Annotated in this window: 16 protein-coding genes; 9 read left to right on the top strand and 7 right to left on the bottom strand. The window is 65.3% G+C overall.

Annotated elements, in window-relative coordinates; translation table 11 throughout:
• Positions 1 to 195: 195 nt before the first annotated feature.
• The 3 genes from I6F33_RS23125 to I6F33_RS23115 form a co-directional block, all read right to left on the bottom strand.
• Positions 196 to 504, bottom strand: coding sequence for a cytochrome c (locus I6F33_RS23125; protein WP_036028658.1), 309 nt, complete (start codon positions 502 to 504; stop codon positions 196 to 198).
• 12 nt (positions 505 to 516) lie between these two features.
• Positions 517 to 1,716: a molybdopterin-dependent oxidoreductase gene (locus I6F33_RS23120; protein WP_036028656.1), complete on the bottom strand. Its 1,200-nt coding sequence runs from the start codon at positions 1,714 to 1,716 to the stop codon at positions 517 to 519.
• Positions 1,717 to 1,936: 220 nt separating this feature from the next.
• On the bottom strand, positions 1,937 to 3,664 hold the full coding sequence (locus I6F33_RS23115) for an adenylate/guanylate cyclase domain-containing protein (protein ID WP_225142118.1): 1,728 nt from the start codon (positions 3,662 to 3,664) through the stop codon (positions 1,937 to 1,939).
• A gap of 192 nt (positions 3,665 to 3,856) precedes the next feature.
• Here I6F33_RS23115 and I6F33_RS23110 point away from each other — a divergent pair, with 192 nt between their 5' ends.
• Entirely contained in the window at positions 3,857 to 5,419 is a 1,563-nt protein-coding gene (locus tag I6F33_RS23110) for a glycosyltransferase family 39 protein (protein ID WP_225144324.1), read from the top strand.
• 8 nt (positions 5,420 to 5,427) lie between these two features.
• Here the strand turns inward: I6F33_RS23110 and I6F33_RS23105 are convergent, their stop codons facing one another.
• Positions 5,428 to 6,555 (bottom strand): threonine synthase, encoded by a 1,128-nt coding sequence (locus I6F33_RS23105; RefSeq protein ID WP_225144233.1) that lies wholly within the window; start codon positions 6,553 to 6,555, stop codon positions 5,428 to 5,430.
• A gap of 339 nt (positions 6,556 to 6,894) precedes the next feature.
• On the opposite strand from I6F33_RS23105, the gene I6F33_RS23100 reads away from it, so the two are divergent.
• The 4 genes from I6F33_RS23100 (at position 6,895) to I6F33_RS23085 (ending at position 10,472) form a co-directional block, all read left to right on the top strand.
• Positions 6,895 to 8,151 (top strand): GTP cyclohydrolase II, encoded by a 1,257-nt coding sequence (locus I6F33_RS23100; RefSeq protein WP_036028644.1) that lies wholly within the window; start codon positions 6,895 to 6,897, stop codon positions 8,149 to 8,151.
• A gap of 5 nt (positions 8,152 to 8,156) precedes the next feature.
• Positions 8,157 to 9,395 (top strand): URC4/urg3 family protein, encoded by a 1,239-nt coding sequence (locus I6F33_RS23095; protein ID WP_225144232.1) that lies wholly within the window; start codon positions 8,157 to 8,159, stop codon positions 9,393 to 9,395.
• A gap of 167 nt (positions 9,396 to 9,562) precedes the next feature.
• Complete coding sequence (gene upp, locus I6F33_RS23090) at positions 9,563 to 10,192, top strand: uracil phosphoribosyltransferase (RefSeq protein ID WP_036009715.1); 630 nt, start codon at positions 9,563 to 9,565, stop codon at positions 10,190 to 10,192.
• 67 nt (positions 10,193 to 10,259) lie between these two features.
• Entirely contained in the window at positions 10,260 to 10,472 is a 213-nt protein-coding gene (locus I6F33_RS23085; RefSeq protein ID WP_036009716.1) for a hypothetical protein, read from the top strand.
• An 18-nt stretch (positions 10,473 to 10,490) separates the two neighbouring features.
• Here I6F33_RS23085 and I6F33_RS23080 read toward each other — a convergent pair whose 3' ends face one another.
• Both I6F33_RS23080 and I6F33_RS23075 read right to left on the bottom strand, forming a co-directional pair.
• Positions 10,491 to 11,600, bottom strand: a complete 1,110-nt coding sequence (locus tag I6F33_RS23080; protein ID WP_225142104.1) for a M48 family metallopeptidase — start codon at positions 11,598 to 11,600, stop codon at positions 10,491 to 10,493.
• Between the two features lie 3 nt (positions 11,601 to 11,603).
• Entirely contained in the window at positions 11,604 to 12,749 is a 1,146-nt protein-coding gene (locus I6F33_RS23075) for a DUF898 domain-containing protein (protein ID WP_225142239.1), read from the bottom strand.
• A 309-nt stretch (positions 12,750 to 13,058) separates the two neighbouring features.
• Between I6F33_RS23075 and I6F33_RS23070 the strand changes: the two genes are divergently transcribed.
• Positions 13,059 to 14,324, top strand: coding sequence for a cytochrome P450 (locus tag I6F33_RS23070; RefSeq protein WP_225144231.1), 1,266 nt, complete (start codon positions 13,059 to 13,061; stop codon positions 14,322 to 14,324).
• Between the two features lie 24 nt (positions 14,325 to 14,348).
• On the top strand, positions 14,349 to 15,623 hold the full coding sequence (locus I6F33_RS23065; RefSeq protein ID WP_225144230.1) for a cytochrome P450: 1,275 nt from the start codon (positions 14,349 to 14,351) through the stop codon (positions 15,621 to 15,623).
• A gap of 230 nt (positions 15,624 to 15,853) precedes the next feature.
• On the opposite strand, the gene I6F33_RS23060 is transcribed toward I6F33_RS23065, so the two are convergent.
• Positions 15,854 to 16,774 carry a LysR substrate-binding domain-containing protein gene (locus I6F33_RS23060; RefSeq protein WP_225144229.1) on the bottom strand — a complete coding sequence of 307 codons (921 nt, stop codon included), beginning with the start codon at positions 16,772 to 16,774 and terminating at the stop codon, positions 15,854 to 15,856.
• Between the two features lie 126 nt (positions 16,775 to 16,900).
• On the opposite strand from I6F33_RS23060, the gene I6F33_RS23055 reads away from it, so the two are divergent.
• Positions 16,901 to 18,070 carry an acyl-CoA dehydrogenase family protein gene (locus I6F33_RS23055; protein WP_225144228.1) on the top strand — a complete coding sequence of 390 codons (1,170 nt, stop codon included), beginning with the start codon at positions 16,901 to 16,903 and terminating at the stop codon, positions 18,068 to 18,070.
• 10 nt (positions 18,071 to 18,080) lie between these two features.
• Complete coding sequence (locus tag I6F33_RS23050; RefSeq protein ID WP_225144227.1) at positions 18,081 to 19,181, top strand: CaiB/BaiF CoA-transferase family protein; 1,101 nt, start codon at positions 18,081 to 18,083, stop codon at positions 19,179 to 19,181.
• Positions 19,182 to 19,194: the final 13 nt, after the last annotated feature.

The raw sequence follows: 19,194 nt of genomic DNA, 5'->3' as shown, positions 1-19,194 counted from the left end.
CGGGTCTTCCTCCGAGATCTCGAACCGCCAGTCCCCGCCAACCGGCCGGTTCGGTCCTAACAGGATACGCGGAATGTGGCAGGCTTGGTAGCTCAAACCACATCGCCATTTCGCCGAATTCCGCTCAACTTCGCGGCGTTTTTGCCGGTTCTGCCCGTTTCGCGGTCAAATGGCAGGAGCGCGTGATGCCATCCCTCAGTAGGTCGCGGTCAGATAATCGACGATCTTGCCGACATCGGCATCGTCGATCGGTGCGCCATAGACCTTGATCATCTTGGTCACCTCGGCTTGCCAGAACGCCCTCTTGTCCTTCATCGGCGGCTGCGTGGCGACGTAGTCGGACGAATGGCAGGCGCTGCAATTGCCCTGCACGACCTCGAGATTGGGACCGGGCTTGAAGGCGGCGACCTCGTCGGGGGTCTTGTAATTGACGGGCGCTGCAAGTGACGAGCCCATCAATGCGGTGACGGCGAGCGTGATGGCGAGGAGAACGATGCGCTGCATGATCAGTCTCCTTCAGGCCACGCTGACGCGAATGGTTTCGACGACGTTGCGCAAGTAACCCGCCGGGTTCCAGCGCGGCATGTCCGGCTGGGTCTCGCCGCCATTGCCGGTGGCGCGGACCTTGAGCTCGTGGCTGCCGGCCGCGAGCTTCACCGGCAGCTTCCATTCGCGGAAGGCGTACTTGCCGAGGTCCTTGCCGAGCTTGGCGCCGACCCAGGTCTTGCCGCCGTCGGTGGAGACCTCGACCTGCTTGATGCCCTTGCCGCCATCGAACGCGATGCCGCGCAGGGTCACGGCTCCCGCCTTCAGCTTGGCGCCATCGGGGACGCTGGTGATGAAGGAGCGGATGGTGAAGCGGTTGATCGGGATCGTCGCCTTTGGCGCGGTGCCCGGCTCGACCGCATTGTTCGGCGTGTCGGGGATGCGGTAGGCCGACTTCATCCAGAAGCCGTCATAAACGTCGTCGATGACGGTGATCTCGTTGAGGTGCTTGACCCAGTAGGTGCCGAAATAGCCGGGCACGATCAGGCGCAGCGGAAAGCCGTTGAGGAACGGCAGGTCCTCGCCGTTCATGCCATAGGCCAGCATCACCTCGCCGTCGGTGGCGTGATCGATGTCGAGTGCCTTGATGAAATCCGGCGTCTTGTCGTTGACCGGTCCGTCCATGCCGTTGAAGGTGACCTGCCTGGCGCCGCTGTGCACGCCGGCCATCTCCAGCACGTTCTTCAGCGGCACGCCGCGCCAGCGCGCGCAACCCATCGCGCCGTTGGCGAGCTGACCGCCGGCGACGCGCGGCTCGAAGAAGCCGCGGCTGTTGCCGGAGCACTGGTTGACGGCGACGATCTCCGTCGCCTTCATCTTGCGGATGTCCTTCAGCGACAATTTCAGCGGCTTGTCGACGTTGCCCTTGACCTCCAGCGTGAACTTGTCGGGGTTGAGATCGTAGGGTAGGTCGGAGAGGTGGTAGCGCACGAAGAACGCGTTGTTCGGCGTGATCGGGCCGTCGTTGAACACCGCAAACGGGGTCTCGAGCTGCGGCGGCCGGCTGGTCAGGCCGATCATCGGCCGCTTCTGCGGATATTTCACCAGCGGCCGTTCGCCATTGGCGAAGGGCAGGGTCACCGTGTCGAGGGCCAGCGCCTTGGTGGAATTCAGTGTGGCCGCCATGGCGGCAAGGCCTGCTCCCTTGAGCAGGTCGCGTCGATCGAACATTCTTTCTCCTCCCGGAGCTTCTCGTTGGATCGGCGGTCATCACCACGATCCTGCGCTCATCTGTCGCAACCATTTGCGTGAAGTCAATTCGCGCTTTCGCAGCAAGCCCATGCCGCTGCGTTGCAGCAGGCCGGTGTTGTGCTCGTAACGAGATTGACGAGCAGTAGGCCGCGACGACGGTGCGCTCCCTCGCCCCGTTCTTACGGGGAGAGGTAAAGAATCACGCCGCCACGCGCTTGCTGCGATCGACCAGCGCCGCCAGCTCCCTCGCATTCGCCACCACGCGCACTGCGAGCGGCTGGTCGCGGCCGCGGATGGCGACCTCCTGCTGCGGCAGTGCGTCGTCGGAAATATCAGCTGTACGGCGGACTTCATCCGAGACGACGGCCTCGCAGGCCAGCGTCTTGGTCATGTCCTGCAGGCGGGCGGCGACGTTGACGGCATCGCCGAGCGCGGTGAAGACGATGTGATCGCGATAGCCGATGTCGCCGATGATGACCTCGCCGCCGTGGATGCCGATGCCGAAGCGGATCGGCTGGCGCAGATCGTGGCTCAGGAGATCGTTGAGCTCGTCGATATGCGCAGCGATTCCCGCGGCTGCCTTCATCGCCTGCCGGCAGGCGGTTTGCGGGTCGGCCGCGAGTCCGAACAGCGCCAGCATGCCGTCGCCGACGAACTGGTTCGGCTGGCCGCCGTTCTCGATTACCGCTTGCGACACCGCGCCGAGGAAGCGGTTGACGATGAAGACCGTGTCGAACGGCAGGCGCTTCTCGGCCAGCTGCGTCGAGCCGCGCATGTCCACGAACAGGCTGACGAGATAGCGCTCCTGGCCGATACTGGCCGATGTCGAGGCTCCGTCCGTTGCATGCGTGTGAGCTGCGAAGAGTTGGAAGAACGAGAGATCGGAGGTCGGACGCAGCTGACAGGCCAATCTGATCGAGGGATCGGCGGTGCCGACGCGGGTGAGCACGAAAGCCTCGCGCTGCGACGGAGTGGGCAGGGCATCATGATCGCCGATGATACGGATGCGGCAGGTCGAGCAGCGGGCGCGGCCGCCGCAGACGCTGGCGTGCGGCACGTTGTGGCGCAGGCTCGCCTCCAGCACCGACAGGCCCTTGGGGACCCGCACCGTCTTGCCGTTGCCGTAGGACAGCGCGATCATGCCGCCGCGCCGTTCGCGCAGGGCGCGCACGCCGCGCGCCGCCAGCACCAGTCCCAACAGACCGAAATAGCCCATGGTGAGACCGCCCGCGATGCGCTCGAGCGTGTTGCCTTCCGCAACCGTGCCGACCTTGCTGCGGGTGAGATGCTGCTTACGCCATTCGCCGTCGTCACTGTCGGCGGCGACGCTGCGGCCGCCCTGGTAGATGCCGAGCAGCGATAGCGTCGGGATCAGCACGGCGGCCGCGAGCAGATAGGGCGCCGCGCGCGTGAAGAACGGCTTCAGCCGAAGCCAGAAATAGACGCCGATGCAGCCGTGCACCCAGGCGATGAGAAGCAGGATCGTCATCTGCCAGAGCAGGCCCGGCGCCGCGACGAAGAACAAATAGAGCTCCTGCGGATACAGCTTCTCGTGTCCGTACAGCGTCTGCGCGAGCCGCACGCCGATGACATGGCCCATGACGAGGACGGGGATGCTCAAGCCGAGCACGAGCTGGAGCGGCTCGATCGTTCGCCAGCGGAACTGGCGGCGCTGATACAGCGCGTAGACGCCGAGGCCCATATGGGTGAGGGCGGCCGTGTAGAACACGATCGCGACCGGGAGGAACTGCCAGAACAGCGTGTGGTAGTAGACCCCGGTCTCCATGGCATCGACCGAGATGTTGCCGAGCGCGTGGTTGAGGAAATGACTGACCACAAAGGCGAACAGGATGATGCCGCAAACGAGTCGCACCTGCCGCACCCCGGCGGCGCGGACGACTGACATCTGTGTGGGAGCGGTGGCCATGATTCGGTTGTGTCAGGTCCTGGAGGAGACCAGCCAGCGTAGCCTTTAATTTCCGATATGGACAGCCAGCAGGATCACAGGGACGACGGCCCCACATTGACTCCCCCTTCCAAGTCGGGGAAAAGCGCCGCCGTGACGATCGCTCCCGACATCTCTGCAAAGCCTGACGGCGCCGAACGGCGTCTGATCCTCATGGCCGCAGCGATCATCGCCGCGATGACGCTGCTCCGCATCGTCTATGCCTCGGCCATCGAGCTGCGCACCGACGAAGCCTATTACTGGACCTGGTCGAAGGAGGCTGCGCTCAGCTTCCTCGATCATCCGCCCGGCATCGCCTGGCTGATCCGCTTCGGAACCGCGATCTTCGGCGACACCAATCTCGGCGTCCGCTTCGGCGGCATCGTCGCGATGCTGGTGACGCAGCTACTGCTCGCCGACATCGTCCGCCGCCTCACCCATGATGCGCGCGCGATCGTGTTCGCGGTGCTGATGCCGGAGGCCGCGCTTTATTACGGCCTGTTGATGGCAAAGGTCGCGCCCGACGTCGCGATGATCCCGTTCGCGGTCGCGATGATGTGGTCGCTGGTGCGGCTGGCGCAAAGCGGCGATGGCCGCTGGTGGTTGGCGGCCGGCCTGTTCGCGGGCCTCGCGATGCTGTCGAAATTTACCGTGGTCATGTTCGCGCCGGCCGTTGCCGCCTTTCTGCTGGTGCCGGATTGGCGCTGGCGCTGGCTGCGCAGTCCGTACCCCTATCTCGCCGTCCTGGTCGCGATAGCGGTGTTCTCGCCGGTGCTGATCTGGAACGTGCAGCACGACTGGGCCTCGTTCCGTTTCCAGGGCGTGCGCGCCACCGCCAATTACGGCGTCTCGCTGCGTACGATCGGCGATTACATCGGCCTGCAATTCGGCCTGGTCGGTTTCGTCTTGCTGCCGGTGGTGCTGACGGGCCTGGTGCTGACGGCGTGGCGCGGCTATCGCACGCGCGAGCCAATCGCGATCCTTTTGTCGACGGCGGTGCTGGTGCCGTTCGCCTATTTCTTCTTCAAGTCGCTGACGCTGCGCGTCGGCGACACCTGGCCGATGTTCATGTGGCCAGCCGGTTTTGCCGCCACCGCGGCCAACCTCGTCACGATGAGGAAAGAGGGATGGTCCGCCAGGATGCTGAGGTCCTCGCTGTTCTGGGCCAGGACAGCGATCGTCTTAGGCATTCCCTTCGTCATCATCGTGTTCCTCTACTACGTTGCCGCGCCCTGGAATCTGCTCGGCAAGATCGACCCGATCGGCGCCGAGGCCGGCTACGAGCAGGTCGCCGCGCAGGCGCAAGCCGCCCTCGACGCAACAGGCGCGACCTGGATCGCAACCACGGACTACCGCACCTACGCCATGATGCGCTGGCTGTTCCGGGGCCGCGTGCCCGTGATCGAGCTCAACGAGCGCGGCCGCTTCCAGGACTTCCGCGATCCCGGCATGGACAGGATCAAGGGTCATGCCGGCATCTATGTCGGGCGCGAGCCGGACAACCGCGCATCGCTGTGGGAGCACATTCCGGCGCAGCGCGAGCAACTCGCCACGGTCGAACGCTGTTGGCGCGGCGTCGTGGCTGATACTTATGTGATCGAAAAGCTCACCGGCTGGACCCCGCAGCTCTCGCCGCCAAAGGACTCGCCGCTGTTCCAGTGGAAGGTGCTGGCGGACGCCGGCGGGCGCTCGCGTTCTCTCTCCAAGCCTCTCCAGGAGCCTGGAGCGGGAGGGTAAGCGCGAGACTACTGCACGAGGTCGGCGACGGTGGTTGCGGCCTTGAGGCCGGTGCCGGTGAGAACGGCGACCGTTGTTTCGTTCGCATTGATGGCGCCGGTTGCGGCGAGCTTGTCGAGCGCCGCAGCCGCGCTGGCGCTGGTCGGCTCGGCAAACAGGCCCTGGCGCGCGAGGCGGCGCAGGGCGGCGACGATCTCGTCCTCGGTGAGCGCGATGGTGGCGCCGCCGCTCTCGCGCAGGGCGGCGATGATCTCACGCAGGCGGAGGGGAGTCTTGATCGCGGTGCCCTCGGCAACGGTCTTGCTCACCCCGCGCGCGACGGGCGTATCGACACCGGCCTTGAAGCTTGCATCGATCGGCGAGCAATTGAGCGGCTGCGCCGCGAACAGGCGCGGCAGCTTCGAGATCTGCCCGGCCTTCATCAGCTCGCGGAAGCCGAAGGCGCAACCCAGCAGACTGCTGCCGGCGCCGACGGGAATGATGATGTTGTCGGGCGCGCGGAATCCCAGATCTTCCCAGATCTCGTAGGCCAGCGACTTGGTGCCTTCGAGGAAGAACGGCTGCCAATTGTGGCTGGCGTAGAAGGTCTGGCTCGACTGCCGGATGGCCTCGGCCTCGGATTCCTCGCGCGGGCCCTCCACGAGCTGCACGGTCGCGCCGTAGGCGCGCACCTGCGCGATCTTGGCCGGCGACGTCGAGGCCGGCGCCAGAATCTTGACGCGCATGCCGCCGGCCGCACCCAGCCCCGCCATGGATGAGCCGCCGTTGCCGGAGGAATCCTCCAGAATGGCGTCGACACCGATCTGTCGCAGGAACGACAGCATCACCGCCGAACCGCGGTCCTTGAAGCTGCCAGTGGGGTTGAACCATTCGAGCTTGAACAGCGGGCGCAGCGCGCCCCAGTCCTGCTGGACCAGCGGCGTGCAGCCCTCGCCGAGCGTGATCGGGTTCTCGATCTCGACCGGCAGCGCCGCCCGGTAGCGCCACAGCGAGCGCGTCCGGCCATCGATGTCCTCGCGTGAGATGCCCGCCCCCGGCGTCACCAGCAGCGGCGTGCGCTCGTCCGAGCACCAGCGCGGCTGGTCCATGGGATAGAGCTTTCCGTTGCGGGGATCGATGTAGCTGGCGGCAGGCATAGCAGTCTCCAAGGCAGGGCAGCGCGGTGCGCCGAACTTGAAGCCCACCGCACGAAACGAAGCAACACCTTGAAAACACGAAAAATGGAACTATTTCAATTCCTTAAACTGGCCTCGCAGGCCGAGCGGCAAGCGCGATGGCATCGGATGCGACGGCCTGACGGCCCTCTCGATGACGGGAATTTGGCCCCGAACGGCCCCTGCGCCCTGCCACGATTAACTTGTCTGTCGTCGCCGGCCGCTACAATATGTTGGATTGAGCTTGCGCCGCCGGTTCGGCGTCGCAAGTGAGCCAGGCCCGTCCGAGCGGCGGGCCGTTGGCTTTTTGGGAGCCTGGACATGAGCCGTGCCAACCGTACCGACCACATCCGCCTGACCTCCCATCCGGAGCCGGGCCGGAAGGCCGCCTTTCCCATCCATTGGGGCGCCGCTGATGCGCGCGCGCGCGGGCCGATCATCGGTACGGTGTCGCGCGCCGGGGATCGCAACGTGATCGGCAGCCATGGCGGGTCCTACGCGATGTACCGCGCGCTCGCGGTCTCCGCCGGGGCGCTGGACCCGATCAGGCGTCCTGACCTCACCAATACCTTTCCGGCCGCCACCATCGGTCCGTTCGAGCAATGGACCGATCCCACAAAAATCGTCGCGCTTGATCCCTGGGGGCATCTGGTCGCCGAGAATTTTCGCCAGGAGATCGCCGAGGGCGCGGACATCCGCCCGAGCATCGCGGTGACGCGGGCGCGGCTCGACCTGCCGGAGATTCGCGATGCGCTCGCCGCAAAGCGGCTGCGCGCCGATGGCGAGGTCGTGCACGCCAGTGGCAGCGTATCGGTGGTGAAGATCGCGATCGATCCGGTGTGGTACCTGCCGGGCCTTGCGGCGCGCTTCGGCACCGGCGAGACCGAGCTGCGGCGCACGCTGTTCGAGCAGACCGCCGGCATGTTCCCGGAGCTGGTGACGCGCCCGGACATGAAGGTGTTCCTGCCGCCGATCGGCGGTACCACGGTCTACCTGTTCGGCGACGTGACAAAACTGCCAGACCATCGCACCAGGATCACCTGCCGCGTGCATGACGAGTGCAACGGCTCCGACGTGTTCGGCTCCGACATCTGCACCTGCCGGCCCTATCTGATCCACGGCATCGAGGAATCCGCGCGTGGCGCACAGGAGGGCGGGCTCGGGCTCGTCGTCTACAACCGCAAAGAAGGCCGCGCGCTCGGTGAGGTCACCAAATTCCTGGTCTACAATGCGCGCAAGCGGCAGGAGGACGGCGATGCGGCCGCCGCTTATTTCGAGCGCACCGAGTGCGTGGCTGGCGTCCAGGACGCGCGCTTCCAGCAATTGATGCCGGATACGATCCACTGGCTCGGCCTCAAGCGCATTGACCGCTTCCTGTCGATGAGCGACATGAAATACGACGCGTTGACCTCGCAAGGCATCGACATCGTCGAGCGTGTGCCGATCCCGCTGGAGCTGATTCCCGCCGACGCCCATGTCGAGATCGCCGCCAAGAAGGCCGCGGGCTACTACTCGACCGACATCGCACCGGAAAAGGACGTGAACGGCGTGGTCGGGCGTTCGCTGGAAAAATACTGATCGCGATGGCGGACGCTTTGGAATCGCAGGCACGCGCGCTGCTCACCGCAAAGGCGGTGCGCGCGCGCGCCGGGCAGATGCTCGAGCTCGGCCTTGCCGGCGGGCTCACCCATTTCACGGTCGATCTCGACCGCATCGATGGCGTTGCCGATGCCGTGCTCGCGGTGACCCGTAAAGCCTATCCGACGCTCGACATTCCCTTTCATGCGCGCTGGCGGCACTTCGTGCTCGGCGGCGTCGACCGCTGGGCCCGGCTTGCCGATGCTGCGTCCTGGCCGGATCGCACGGCGCAAGCGCGCGCCGAGTTCGACCTCGCCATCGTCAGCGTGCTGCTCGATGCCGGCGCCGGCGCAGCTTGGCGCTATCGCGACAGCGTGACGGGAGCAGACGTAGGGCGATCGGAAGGGCTCGCGATCGCGAGCCTCGACATGTTCGCGAGCGGGCTGTTTTCGCGCGATGCGCGTGCGCCGTTCAGGGCCGATGCGGAGGTGCTTGAAAGACTGCCTCTTGGCTCACTCACCTCCGCCTTTCAGGTGACCGAGGCCAATCCGCTGCTCGGCCTGGAGAACCGCACCGACCTGCTGCGGCGTCTGGGCAGGCAGGTCTCGGAGCGTGCGGACGTGTTCGGCTTGCACGATACGCCGCGGCCGGGCGGGCTGTTCGATCATATCGCAGCGCATGCGATCGGCGGCGCCGTCGCTGCGCCCGCGATCCTGTCCGCGGTGCTGAACCGGCTCGGGCCGATCTGGCCGTCGCGACTTGAGCTTGCGGGCGTGCCGCTCGGCGATTGCTGGCGACATCCGGCGATCAAGGCGGACGACGGCACGGCAGGCCTCGTGCCGTTGCACAAGCTGTCGCAATGGCTGAGCTATTCGCTGATCGAGCCGCTGCAGCGCGCCGGCTTTGAGGTGACCGACATCGATGGCCTGACCGGGCTCGCCGAATACCGCAACGGCGGTCTGTTCGTCGATCATGACGTGCTGCGCCTGCGCGATGCCGCCGATGCCGCGCGTGCGCATGAAGTGGATTCGCTGCTCGTCGTGGAGTGGCGCGCGCTGACAATTGCATTGCTCGACAGGTTGGCGGAGCGCATTCGCGCCAAGCTCGGCCGCACCCCTCGGACCTTGCCGCTTGCGAGCATCCTCGAAGGCGGCACGTGGGCGGCGGGCCGCGCCATCGCATTTGCACGCCGTCCCGATGGATCGCCGCCGCTCAAGGTGATCAGCGACGGCACGGTGTTTTAAACCCTCTCCCCTTGTGGGAGAGGGTGGCTTCGCGAAGCGAAGCCGGGTGAGGGGTTGTCGCCGCGGGCACATCTCTCAGTTGGAGTTCGCGGAGAGATACCCCTCATCCGGCGCTTCGCGCCACCTTCTCCCACAAGGGGAGAAGGGAAAAGCAAGAGCATCTCATCATGGAAGGCGTCACGATCGTCGATCATCCGCTGGTGCAGCACAAGCTGACGCTGGTGCGGGACAAGTCCATCTCGACCAAGTCGTTCCGCGAGCTGATCAAGGAGATCGGCATGCTGCTGTGCTACGAGGTGACGCGCGACCTGCCGCTCACCGACACCGTGATCGAGACGCCGCTGGCGACGATGCACTCGGCCAAGATCGCCGGCAAGAAGCTGGTATTCGTGCCGATGCTGCGCGCAGGCACCACCTTCGTCGACGGCATGATGGATCTGGTGCCGACCGCGCGCGTCGCCCATATCGGGCTCTACCGCGAGCCGCACAGCTTTGCCGCGGTGGAGTATTTCTTCAAATCGCCGTCTGACCTCAGCGAGCGCCTCGCCATCGTGGTGACGCCGGTGGTCGCCACCGCCAACACCGCCGTCGCCGCCATCGACCGGCTGAAGGAGCGCGGCGCCAGGGACATCCGCCTCGCCTGCCTGATCGCCGCCCCGGAGGGGCTCGAACGGCTGCGCGGATTGCATCCGGACGTGCCGATCTGGACGGCCGCCGTGGATGAAGGGCTCGACGACAACGGGTTCATCCTGCCTGGCCTCGGCGATGCCGGCGACCGCGCCTACGGAACGCGGTAAGTGCTGGGCGCGTTTTAGGAACAGCTTCCACCGCGCGAGGTTCTCCTGCACCAACAGGGAGAGCACGATGACCTATCAGAATGATGACCCCAGGACTGACCGTGCGCGCCGCAACAGCCCGGTGGGCTGGGCGGTCGGCGCGATCTTCGTGATCGCCGTGGTCGCGGCCGTCTTCTTCTACAATGGTCGCGAGTTCGGTCCCCAGACCACGACCTCGAATCCGAACACGGCGCCGAACGTCACCACCGGATCGAATCCACCTGCTGCGCCGGCGAAGTGATGCGCTAGGAGCGGGCCGTCACACCTTCCCGCTGCCGCAAATGCCCTTCAGTGCCTGCCACTCCTTGTCGGTCAGCAGCGGCGGGCCGCTGGCGGGCCGGTCCTCCTTCGTCATGCGCGCGAGGCGGTCCTCGGTCAGCGGATGGCTGGCGAGGATATTCGTCAGGCCGGAGCCGCCCTCTTTGCCGGTGATGCGGAACATCAGCTGGGCCGCGGGCTTCGGCGACCGGCCGAGCGCATGCATGATCTCGATCGCGAAAGTGTCGGCGCCGGTCTCGGCTTCGCGCGAATAGGACGCTTCGACCAGGCTGCGCGAGGCGAAGATCACGGCCGAGGAGCCGGTGATGTCGCCGAACAAGAGGCCGATCAGGAACGAGGTGCCGCCGTTGTAGATCAGGCCGCGCATGTTGTCGTAATGCTTGAGATGGCCGAGCTCGTGGGCGAGGATGCCGGCGAGCTCGTCGGGACTTTCGGCCTTGTCGAGCAGGCCCTTCAGCACGAACACCTTGCCGCCGGGCAGCGCGAAGGCATTCGGTATCGAGCTCGGCAGCACGCCGGCCGTCATTGTGTCGTCGAGGCCGGCCGCATCGCGCAGGCGGTTGACGAGCTTCGTGAACGCGGCCTTGCCCGCGGGGTCTTCGCACACGCCGCGGCCGAAGATGGTCTTCATCTGCACTTCGGCGGCATCGCCGATGCGCCGTTCCACGGGCTTCGGCACCAGCGGCGCGAGCCGGTCGGCGGCGAGCGGAACGCCGAACAGGACGACGCAGACGATGGAGACGGCGGCGGCAACCGACCAGCCCACGATTTTCGCGACGCCGCTGCGCGTCGTCCGGTGCTCGTCGAGCCGCGTGCAGCGGGCCGCCACCTCCGCGGCAAGCGCGGCATCGCGGATCTCCAGCCGCGCCAGAGGCGGTGCGGACGTCGCAGCCAGGCGCAGGATTCCGGGCGGACTGTCGGCACGGCGAATGTCGGCATAGGGCCAATGAAGGAGCGTTCCGCCCTCTTCGTGGATCTCGAGCGCATCGCCGAGGATCAGCGTCACCTGCCGCCTGCGGCTGGACACGCCGTCGAAGAAGATTGTCGGCTTGCCGGACTGCACAGGGGTATCGGCGAACACATCACTCAAGGCTCAAAATCCTGCAACATCCAGTCCATCGGCAAAGCCTTCGCCGAGCGCGCCGGCAAGCTGACCGCTGCCGCGTACGTCCGCCGCGGCCGCGATGTCGTGCACCTCGACGGTCTCCAGCACCTTGGCCCAAAGATCGCGTTGAAGATAGACCCGCATGACGATGTTGATGGCAAGAGCGAGCGCGAAATAGCCGATCACCATCATCGCCACCATCGGGATGCTCTTCGTCGCATTGTCGCCGGCGAAGATCTCCTCGGCGGAAACGCCGGTGAGCGAGACGACCAGGAAGGCGCTGCCGCCCATATAGGCTGCGAACGCGACCGTGAGCAGCATCCACCAGCCGATCACTTTCCAATACAGGCCGTAGAAGGCATCATGAGGCAATTCCGAGGACAGGCTGACGCCACCGATGCGGATGCCGTCGAGCCACCAGCGCCATTCGCGCGCCTTGAACTCGGCATAGAAGAACGGTGCGAGCGGGAAGATGATCAGCGCGATCGGGCTGAGCAGCCAGAGCCACCAGCCGCGCTTGAAGAAGGTCCAGCCGTCGGCGTCGAAATCGCCGCGGAGATCGCCGTAATGGGTGTGCCGCATCTTGTAGCGTTCGAGCGCCGCCGCGCGCCAGGGCAGCGCGAGACCGAGCGTCAGGAGCACCAGCAAGCCCCATAGCATGGCGCGAAACGCGTAAGCCCAGCCGGAGCCGTCCATCCAGAAGCGGACGCCGCGCCAGACCGTGCGGGTCAGGCGGTAGCGCCGCGCGCGAAAAATCGCGAACTGGCCGAAGGCGTAGAAGGCGATGAATAGCGGCGTCGAGGCAAAGGCCTGCCAGCGCTCGAACTCGATGCCAATGAGAAAATAGGCGAGATAGATCGGCAACAGGATCGCGAGCGCGAACAGGAAGCCGACCAGGAGCTCCTTGGCCCGTCCGGTGTATTCGGCCGCATCGCCATCGATCGCGGTGTGCGTCCACAGATGACGGCGGATGTCGGTGACGAGCCAAAACCGGTAGAAGCCGAAGGTCACGAGCTCGAGCATGGCACCCTTGGTGACCATTTTGCGGAACTCGGAGCGGCTGCCGGAGAAATCGACCCGCGTCGCCGGCAGCGGCGGGGGCAAGGGTTCGGACCCGATCGGGGTCCATTGCATGTCGTTCACGGCGGCAACCTCGGGATGCGGATCTGTTCCGGCCAAACTATAGATCAGAGGTTAGTCGATCCCCAAGATGAGCGGGTTCGATTTAGCTCGATTCCAGCGGGTTTCTCGCACGATTCTCTGTCGTTCGGCGTGCGGGAGGTCACGTTCGCGTGGCGTCGTGACGATCGTGCAACGCGCTCGTGAAGGCTGGATGTGGCAAAACTCTCCCTTGCCCCGGCGCAGACAACCGGCTGTAATTGCAAATCAAATACCGCAGCGCAGAATTCAACGACGCGCGGTTCATATCCAGGGAGAACGGTCATGCATGGGACCATCGAAAGCGCGGCCAAGCTCGACGCCTTGCGCGAGCGCGCCATGTCGCTGCCGCTGGAGCAGTTCGATCCCGGCGACCCCGAATTGTTCAGAACCGATACGTTCTGGCCCTATTTCGACCGGCTGCGCCGCGAGGATCCCGTGCATTACTGCAAGGACTCGATGTTCGGGCCGTACTGGTCGGTGACGCGCTACAACGACATCATGGAGATCGAGACCAACCATGCGGTGTTCTCCTCGGCCTCCGCGCTCGGCGGCATCACCATCCGCGACATCGATCCGGATCTGCGCCGTGAGAGTTTCATCTCGATGGACCCGCCGCGCCATGCCGCCCAGCGCAAGACCGTGGCGCCGATGTTCACGCCGACACACCTGGACAATCTCGCCATCAACATCCGCAAGCGCTCGGCCGAGCGCCTGGACAATCTTCCCCGTGGCGAGGTGTTCGACTGGGTCGATCGCGTCTCGATCGAGCTCACGACGCAGATGCTGGCGGTGCTGTTCGACTTCCCCTGGGAGGATCGCCGCAAGCTGACGCGCTGGTCCGACGTCGCCACCACGATTCCCGGCCCGGACGGTCTCGTCGCCACCGAGGACGAGCGGATGGCCGAACTCGCCGAATGCGCGGCCTATTTCTCGAGGCTGTGGAAGGAGCGCATCGAACAGCCGCCGAAGAGCGACCTATTGTCGATGATGGCGCATGGCACTGCTACGCGCGACATGGATGCGAAGAACTTCCTCGGCAATCTCATCCTCCTGATCGTCGGCGGCAACGACACCACGCGCAACACCATGTCGGGCTCGCTTCTCGCGCTGAGCCAGAATCCGGAGCAATATCGCAAGCTGCGCGAGAACCCTGACCTGCTCGACAGTTTCGTGCCGGAGGTGATCCGCTGGCAGACGCCGCTCGCGCATATGCGCCGCACGGCGCTGTCCGATTTCGAGTTCCGCGGCAAGCAGATCAAGAAGGGTGACAAGGTCGTGATGTGGTACGTCTCGGGCAACCGCGACGAGGACGTGATCGACAGGCCCTACGAGTTCATCATCGACCGCGCCCGCCCGCGTACGCACCTGTCCTTCGGCTTCGGCATCCATCGCTGCGTCGGCCTGCGGCTCGCCGAGCTCCAGCTCAAGATTATTTGGGAGGAAATTCTCAAGCGGTACGGCCATATTGATGTGGTCGGCGAACCCACTCGGGTCTATTCGAGTTTTGTAAAGGGTATCGAAACGCTGCCGGTGAAGATTGCTGCGTGAGTCGAACGCAACGGAGCCACGATCATGAACATCCAAGCGCCGGTTAAAGTGGACAAGGCCGAACGCATGCGGAAGGCGCGCGACGAGGCCTATGCGACGCCGTTGTCGCAATTCCACCCCGGCGCGCCCCGGCTGTTCCAGGACGACACGCTGTGGCCCTGGTTCGAGCGGCTGCGTAAGGAAGAGCCGGTGCATTACTGCACCAATGCGCCGATCGAGCCGTATTGGTCGGTGGTGAAGTACAACGACATCATGCATGTCGACACCAATCACGGCATCTTCTCCTCGGATTCCAAGCTCGGCGGCATCTCGATCCGCGACGTGCCGGAAGGCTACGACTATCCGAGCTTCATCGCGATGGACCAGCCCCGGCATTCGGCGCAGCGCAAGACGGTGTCGCCGATGTTCACGCCGACACACCTGGACGAGCTGGCAAAGCTGATCCGCCAGCGCTCGCAGACCGTGCTGGACAATCTGCCGCGCAACGAGACGTTCAACTTCGTCGAGCGCGTCTCCATCGAGCTGACCACGCAGATGCTGGCGACCCTGTTCGACTTCCCCTGGGAGGAGCGGCGCAAGTTGACGCGCTGGTCCGACGTTTCCATCGCGCTGCCCAAGAGCGGCATCGTCGCCAGCGCCGAAGAGCGCCGCCGCGAGATGGACGAGTGCTACGCCTACATGTCCAAGCTCTGGAACGAGCGTGTCAACTCCGCGCCGCGCAACGATCTGTTGTCGCTGATGGCCCACAACGAGGCGACGCGCCACATGGACCCCGACAACCTCATGGGCAACATCATCCTGCTCATCGTCGGCGGCAACGACACCACGCGCAACACCATGACCGGCTCGGTGCTGGCGCTGAACGAGAACCCGGAGCAATACGACAAGCTGCGCGCCAATCCGGAGCTGATCGATTCCATGGTGCCGGAGGTGATCCGCTGGCAGACGCCGCTGGCGCATATGCGGCGTACTGCGCTCCAGGACACCGAGATCGGCGGCAAGCACATCAGGAAGGGCGACCGGGTCGTGATGTGGTACGTCTCCGGCAATCGCGACGAGGAGATGTTCGACAAGCCGGACGAGTTCATCATCGACCGCCCCCGCCCGCGCACGCACCTCTCCTTCGGCTTCGGCATCCACCGCTGCGTCGGCATGCGCCTCGCCGAGCTGCAGCTCAAGATCGTCTGGGAGGAGATGCTGAAGCGCTTCGACCGCATCGAGGTGGTCGGCGAGCCCAAGCGGATCTATTCGAGCTTCATCAAGGGATATGAGACGCTGCCGGTGCGGATTCCGGGCTGAGCTCTCTCCTACCGTCATTGCGAGGAGCGAAGCGACGAAGCAATCCAGACTGTCACCGCGGAGGGATTTCTGGATTGCTTCGCTGCGCTCGCAATGACGGTGTCCTGGACACACCTGCTCGTCACGCCCGCACCGGCAGGCACGGCACTCCCCAGCTATAAAATTCCGGCATGACAGCTCGCGCCAGATGCGAAGGCACGACCGCGCGCGGCTGTTCTACCACACGCCATCTAACTCAGCTTGATGTCCCACACGCCGTCCTTGCGGCAGGCGGCGACCTCCTCGCGCAGCAGCGCGGTGATGGCGAGCGAGGCCGTCGAGGCCGGGCGGTCGATTGGAGAGGCAAAGATGAGCTCGCGCGTCATCGGCTTGGATACGGGGGCGGTTTCCAGCCGCCCGTCCGCGACCTCGTCGTGGACAGAGGACGGCGGCAGCAGCGCGAAGCCGAGGCCCTCCTCGACCAGGCTCGTCAGCACGCGAAACGAATCCGCCTCCAGTTGGACGTCGAGCTTGATCTTGCGCTGGGCCGCGGCGTGCTCGATCAGCGCGCGGAGGCCGTGGGAATGAGAGGGCAGCACCAGGCGTTGCCGCAGCAGCCAGCCGATGTCGACGCTCTTCTTGCGCGCCAAGCCGCAGCCGCGCGGACCTACCGCGACGATGTTGTCGCGCCCCAGGCTCTGCACGTTCAGATGCAGGTCGGCCGAGCGGCCGTAGAGGATGGCGAGATCCATCTCGCCGCGATGCAGCCATTCGACCAGATGCCCGCTGTAGCTCTCGACGATGCGCAGCGAGATGCCGGGAAATTTTTCGACACAGCGCCGTGCAAAGCGCGCCGACAGCACGCAGCTCACGGTCGGAACCAGGCCGAGCACGACCTGGCCGGACGGCGGCCCCTTGGCCGACTGGATGTCGTCGCGGATCTGGTCGATCTGCCGCACGATGCCGGAGGTGCGTGCGAGCAGCAGGCGGCCGGCCTCGGTCAGCACCATGCCGCGGCCGTTGCGCGTGAAGAGTTCGGTGCGCAGCTCGTGTTCCAGGAGCTTGATCTGCCGGGAGAGCGCCGGCTGCGCCACGCGCAAGGTGTCGGAGGCCTTGGACAGGCTGCCGAGCTCCGCCACGCAACTGAAGGTCCTGAGCTGCCGGAAATCCATGCTTGCCAATCCTGGAAGGCTACTCCATACGCTATAACAAATGAGCATAGGGGGCGGGCATTGTTTTCACAACGCCCGTGGGTTGGCCGGCGTTATCTTTAACTGCCGCTGAGAATTGGAAACGCCATGAGTCAAGAACACCACGCCGAAGATTACGCCGACATCCGCGAGGCCATAGCCAAGCTCTGCGCCCAGTTCCCCGGCGAATATTGGCGCAAGCTCGACCGCGAGATGGCCTACCCCAAGGCGTTCGTCGATGCGCTGACCGAGGCCGGCTATCTCTCGGTGCTGATTCCCGAGGAATACGGCGGCGCGGGCCTGAAGCTGTCGGCGGCCGCCGCGATCCTGGAAGAGATCCAGCGCGCCGGCTGCAACGGCGGCGGCTGCCACGCCCAGATGTACACGATGGGCACGGTGCTCAGGCACGGCAATGCCGAGCAGAAGGCAAAGTACCTGCCGAAGATCGCGAGCGGCGAGTTGCGCCTGCAGGCGTTCGGCGTCACCGAGCCGACCAGCGGCACCGACACCTCCTCGCTGAAGACGTTCGCGCGCAAGGACGGCAACGACAGCTACATCGTCAACGGCCAGAAGATCTGGACCAGCCGCGCCGAGCATTCCGATCTGATGGTGCTGCTGGCGCGCACCACCCCGAAGGACCAGGTCAAGAAGCGCACCGATGGCTTGTCGGTGTTCATCGTCGACATGCGCGAGGCCAAGAACAACGGTCTCGAGATCCGCCCGATCCGCACCATGATGAACCACGCCACCACCGAAGTGTTCTTCACCGACATGAGGGTGCCGGCGGAGAATCTGATCGGCGAGGAAGGCAAGGGCTTTCGCTACATCCTCTCCGGCATGAATGCCGAGCGCATCCTGATCGCGGCCGAATGCGTCGGCGACGCAAAGTGGTTCATCGCGAAGGCGACGAACTACGCCAAGGAGCGCGCCGTGTTCGGCCGGCCGATCGGCCAGAATCAAGGCATCCAGTTTCCGATCGCAAAAGCCTACGCCTCGATGCGCGCGGCCGAGCTGATGGTGAAGGAAGCCACGCGCAAATACGAGGCCGGGCTCGATTGCGGCGCGGAGGCCAACATGGCCAAGATGCTGGCGGCGGATGCGTCCTGGGAAGCGGCGAACGCCTGCATCCAGACCCATGGCGGGTTCGGCTTTGCCGAGGAATACGACGTCGAGCGCAAGTTCCGCGAGACGCGGCTCTACCAGGTGGCGCCGATCTCGACCAACCTCGTGCTGTCCTTCGTCGCCGAGCACGTGCTCGGCATGCCGCGCTCGTACTGAGGTGGCGGCCATGGGAGCATTGGACGGGATCAGGGTGATTGCGGTCGAGCAGGCGGTGGCGGCGCCGTTCTGCTCCTCGCGCCTGGCGGATGCCGGCGCGGAGGTGATCAAGATCGAGCGGCCCGAGGGCGATTTCGCCCGCGGCTATGACGCGGCGGCCAAGGGCCAGAGCAGCTATTTCGTCTGGCTCAATCGCGGCAAGCAATCGGCGGTGGTCGATCTCACCACGAAGGAAGGCCGCGCCGAGCTGGAGAAGCTGATCGCGAGTGCCGACGTGCTGATCCAGAACCTGAAACCCGGCTCGATGGACAAGCTCGGCTTCTCGCGCGAGCGGCTCTTGAAGGACTATCCCAAGCTGATCTCGTGCACCATCACCGGTTATGGTGACGAAGGTCCCTACGCCCACCGCAAGGCCTATGATCTCCTGATCCAGGCCGAGAGCGGGCTCGCCTCGATCACCGGCAATCCCGACGGCGCCTCGCGCGTCGGCATGTCGATCGTCGACGTCGCAACCGGCGCCACCGCGCATGCGGCGATCCTGGAGGCGCTGATCGCGCGCGGGCGCACCGGCAAGGGCGCCGACATCCGCATCTCCATGTTCGACGTGATGGCGGACTGGTGCACCGTGCCGCTGCTCAATGCCGAAGCCGGCAATCCGCCCAAGCGCATGGGCCTGCGCCATCCCTCGATCGCGCCCTACGGTGTGTTCACCTCCAAGGACGGCAAGGACATCCTGATCTCGATCCAGAGCGAGCGCGAGTGGAAGACCCTGTGCGCGAAGGTGCTGGATCAGCCGGACCTGCCGGCCGATCCCCGCGTCGCCAACATGGTCGAGCGCGTGCGCAACCGCGACTTTACCGACACGACGGTGGCCGACATCTTCGGCAAGATGACGCGCGGCGAGCTCCTGAAGCGGCTGTCGGACGCGGACATCGCCTTCGCGGAGGTCAATACCATGGCCGACCTCGCCAACCATCCGCATCTGCGCCGCATCGATGTCGACACGCCGAACGGACGCGTCAGCTATCCCGCGCCGGCGCCGATCATCGTCGGCGAGACGCGCAGCTACGGCGCCGTGCCCGCCATCGGCGAGCGTCCCCAGTCCAAATAAAGAGAGCGAGGCG

Source organism: Bradyrhizobium sp. BRP20 (genome assembly GCF_020194215.1).
GTDB classification, from domain to species: domain Bacteria; phylum Pseudomonadota; class Alphaproteobacteria; order Rhizobiales; family Xanthobacteraceae; genus Bradyrhizobium; species Bradyrhizobium yuanmingense.
The sequence above is the reverse complement of the archived record's forward strand: the minus strand, read 5'-3'. Positions and strand labels throughout refer to the sequence as shown.

Excerpts from the sequence above, each read along its gene's own strand:
- I6F33_RS23060 (WP_225144229.1), bottom strand. The coding sequence starts at position 16,774 with ATGGATTTCCGGCAGCTCAGGACCTTCAGTTGCGTGGCGGAGCTCGGC.
- I6F33_RS23110 (WP_225144324.1), top strand. The coding sequence starts at position 3,857 with ATGGCCGCAGCGATCATCGCCGCGATGACGCTGCTCCGCATCGTCTAT.
- I6F33_RS23055 (WP_225144228.1), top strand. The coding sequence starts at position 16,901 with ATGAGTCAAGAACACCACGCCGAAGATTACGCCGACATCCGCGAGGCC.
- I6F33_RS23065 (WP_225144230.1), top strand. The coding sequence starts at position 14,349 with ATGAACATCCAAGCGCCGGTTAAAGTGGACAAGGCCGAACGCATGCGG.
- I6F33_RS23075 (WP_225142239.1), bottom strand. The coding sequence starts at position 12,749 with ATGCAATGGACCCCGATCGGGTCCGAACCCTTGCCCCCGCCGCTGCCG.
- upp (WP_036009715.1), top strand. The coding sequence starts at position 9,563 with ATGGAAGGCGTCACGATCGTCGATCATCCGCTGGTGCAGCACAAGCTG.
- I6F33_RS23095 (WP_225144232.1), top strand. The coding sequence starts at position 8,157 with ATGGCGGACGCTTTGGAATCGCAGGCACGCGCGCTGCTCACCGCAAAG.
- I6F33_RS23070 (WP_225144231.1), top strand. The coding sequence starts at position 13,059 with ATGCATGGGACCATCGAAAGCGCGGCCAAGCTCGACGCCTTGCGCGAG.
- I6F33_RS23100 (WP_036028644.1), top strand. The coding sequence starts at position 6,895 with ATGAGCCGTGCCAACCGTACCGACCACATCCGCCTGACCTCCCATCCG.
- I6F33_RS23105 (WP_225144233.1), bottom strand. The coding sequence starts at position 6,555 with ATGCCTGCCGCCAGCTACATCGATCCCCGCAACGGAAAGCTCTATCCC.
- I6F33_RS23125 (WP_036028658.1), bottom strand. The coding sequence starts at position 504 with ATGCAGCGCATCGTTCTCCTCGCCATCACGCTCGCCGTCACCGCATTG.
- I6F33_RS23115 (WP_225142118.1), bottom strand. The coding sequence starts at position 3,664 with ATGGCCACCGCTCCCACACAGATGTCAGTCGTCCGCGCCGCCGGGGTG.
- I6F33_RS23050 (WP_225144227.1), top strand. The coding sequence starts at position 18,081 with ATGGGAGCATTGGACGGGATCAGGGTGATTGCGGTCGAGCAGGCGGTG.
- I6F33_RS23120 (WP_036028656.1), bottom strand. The coding sequence starts at position 1,716 with ATGTTCGATCGACGCGACCTGCTCAAGGGAGCAGGCCTTGCCGCCATG.
- I6F33_RS23085 (WP_036009716.1), top strand. The coding sequence starts at position 10,260 with ATGACCTATCAGAATGATGACCCCAGGACTGACCGTGCGCGCCGCAAC.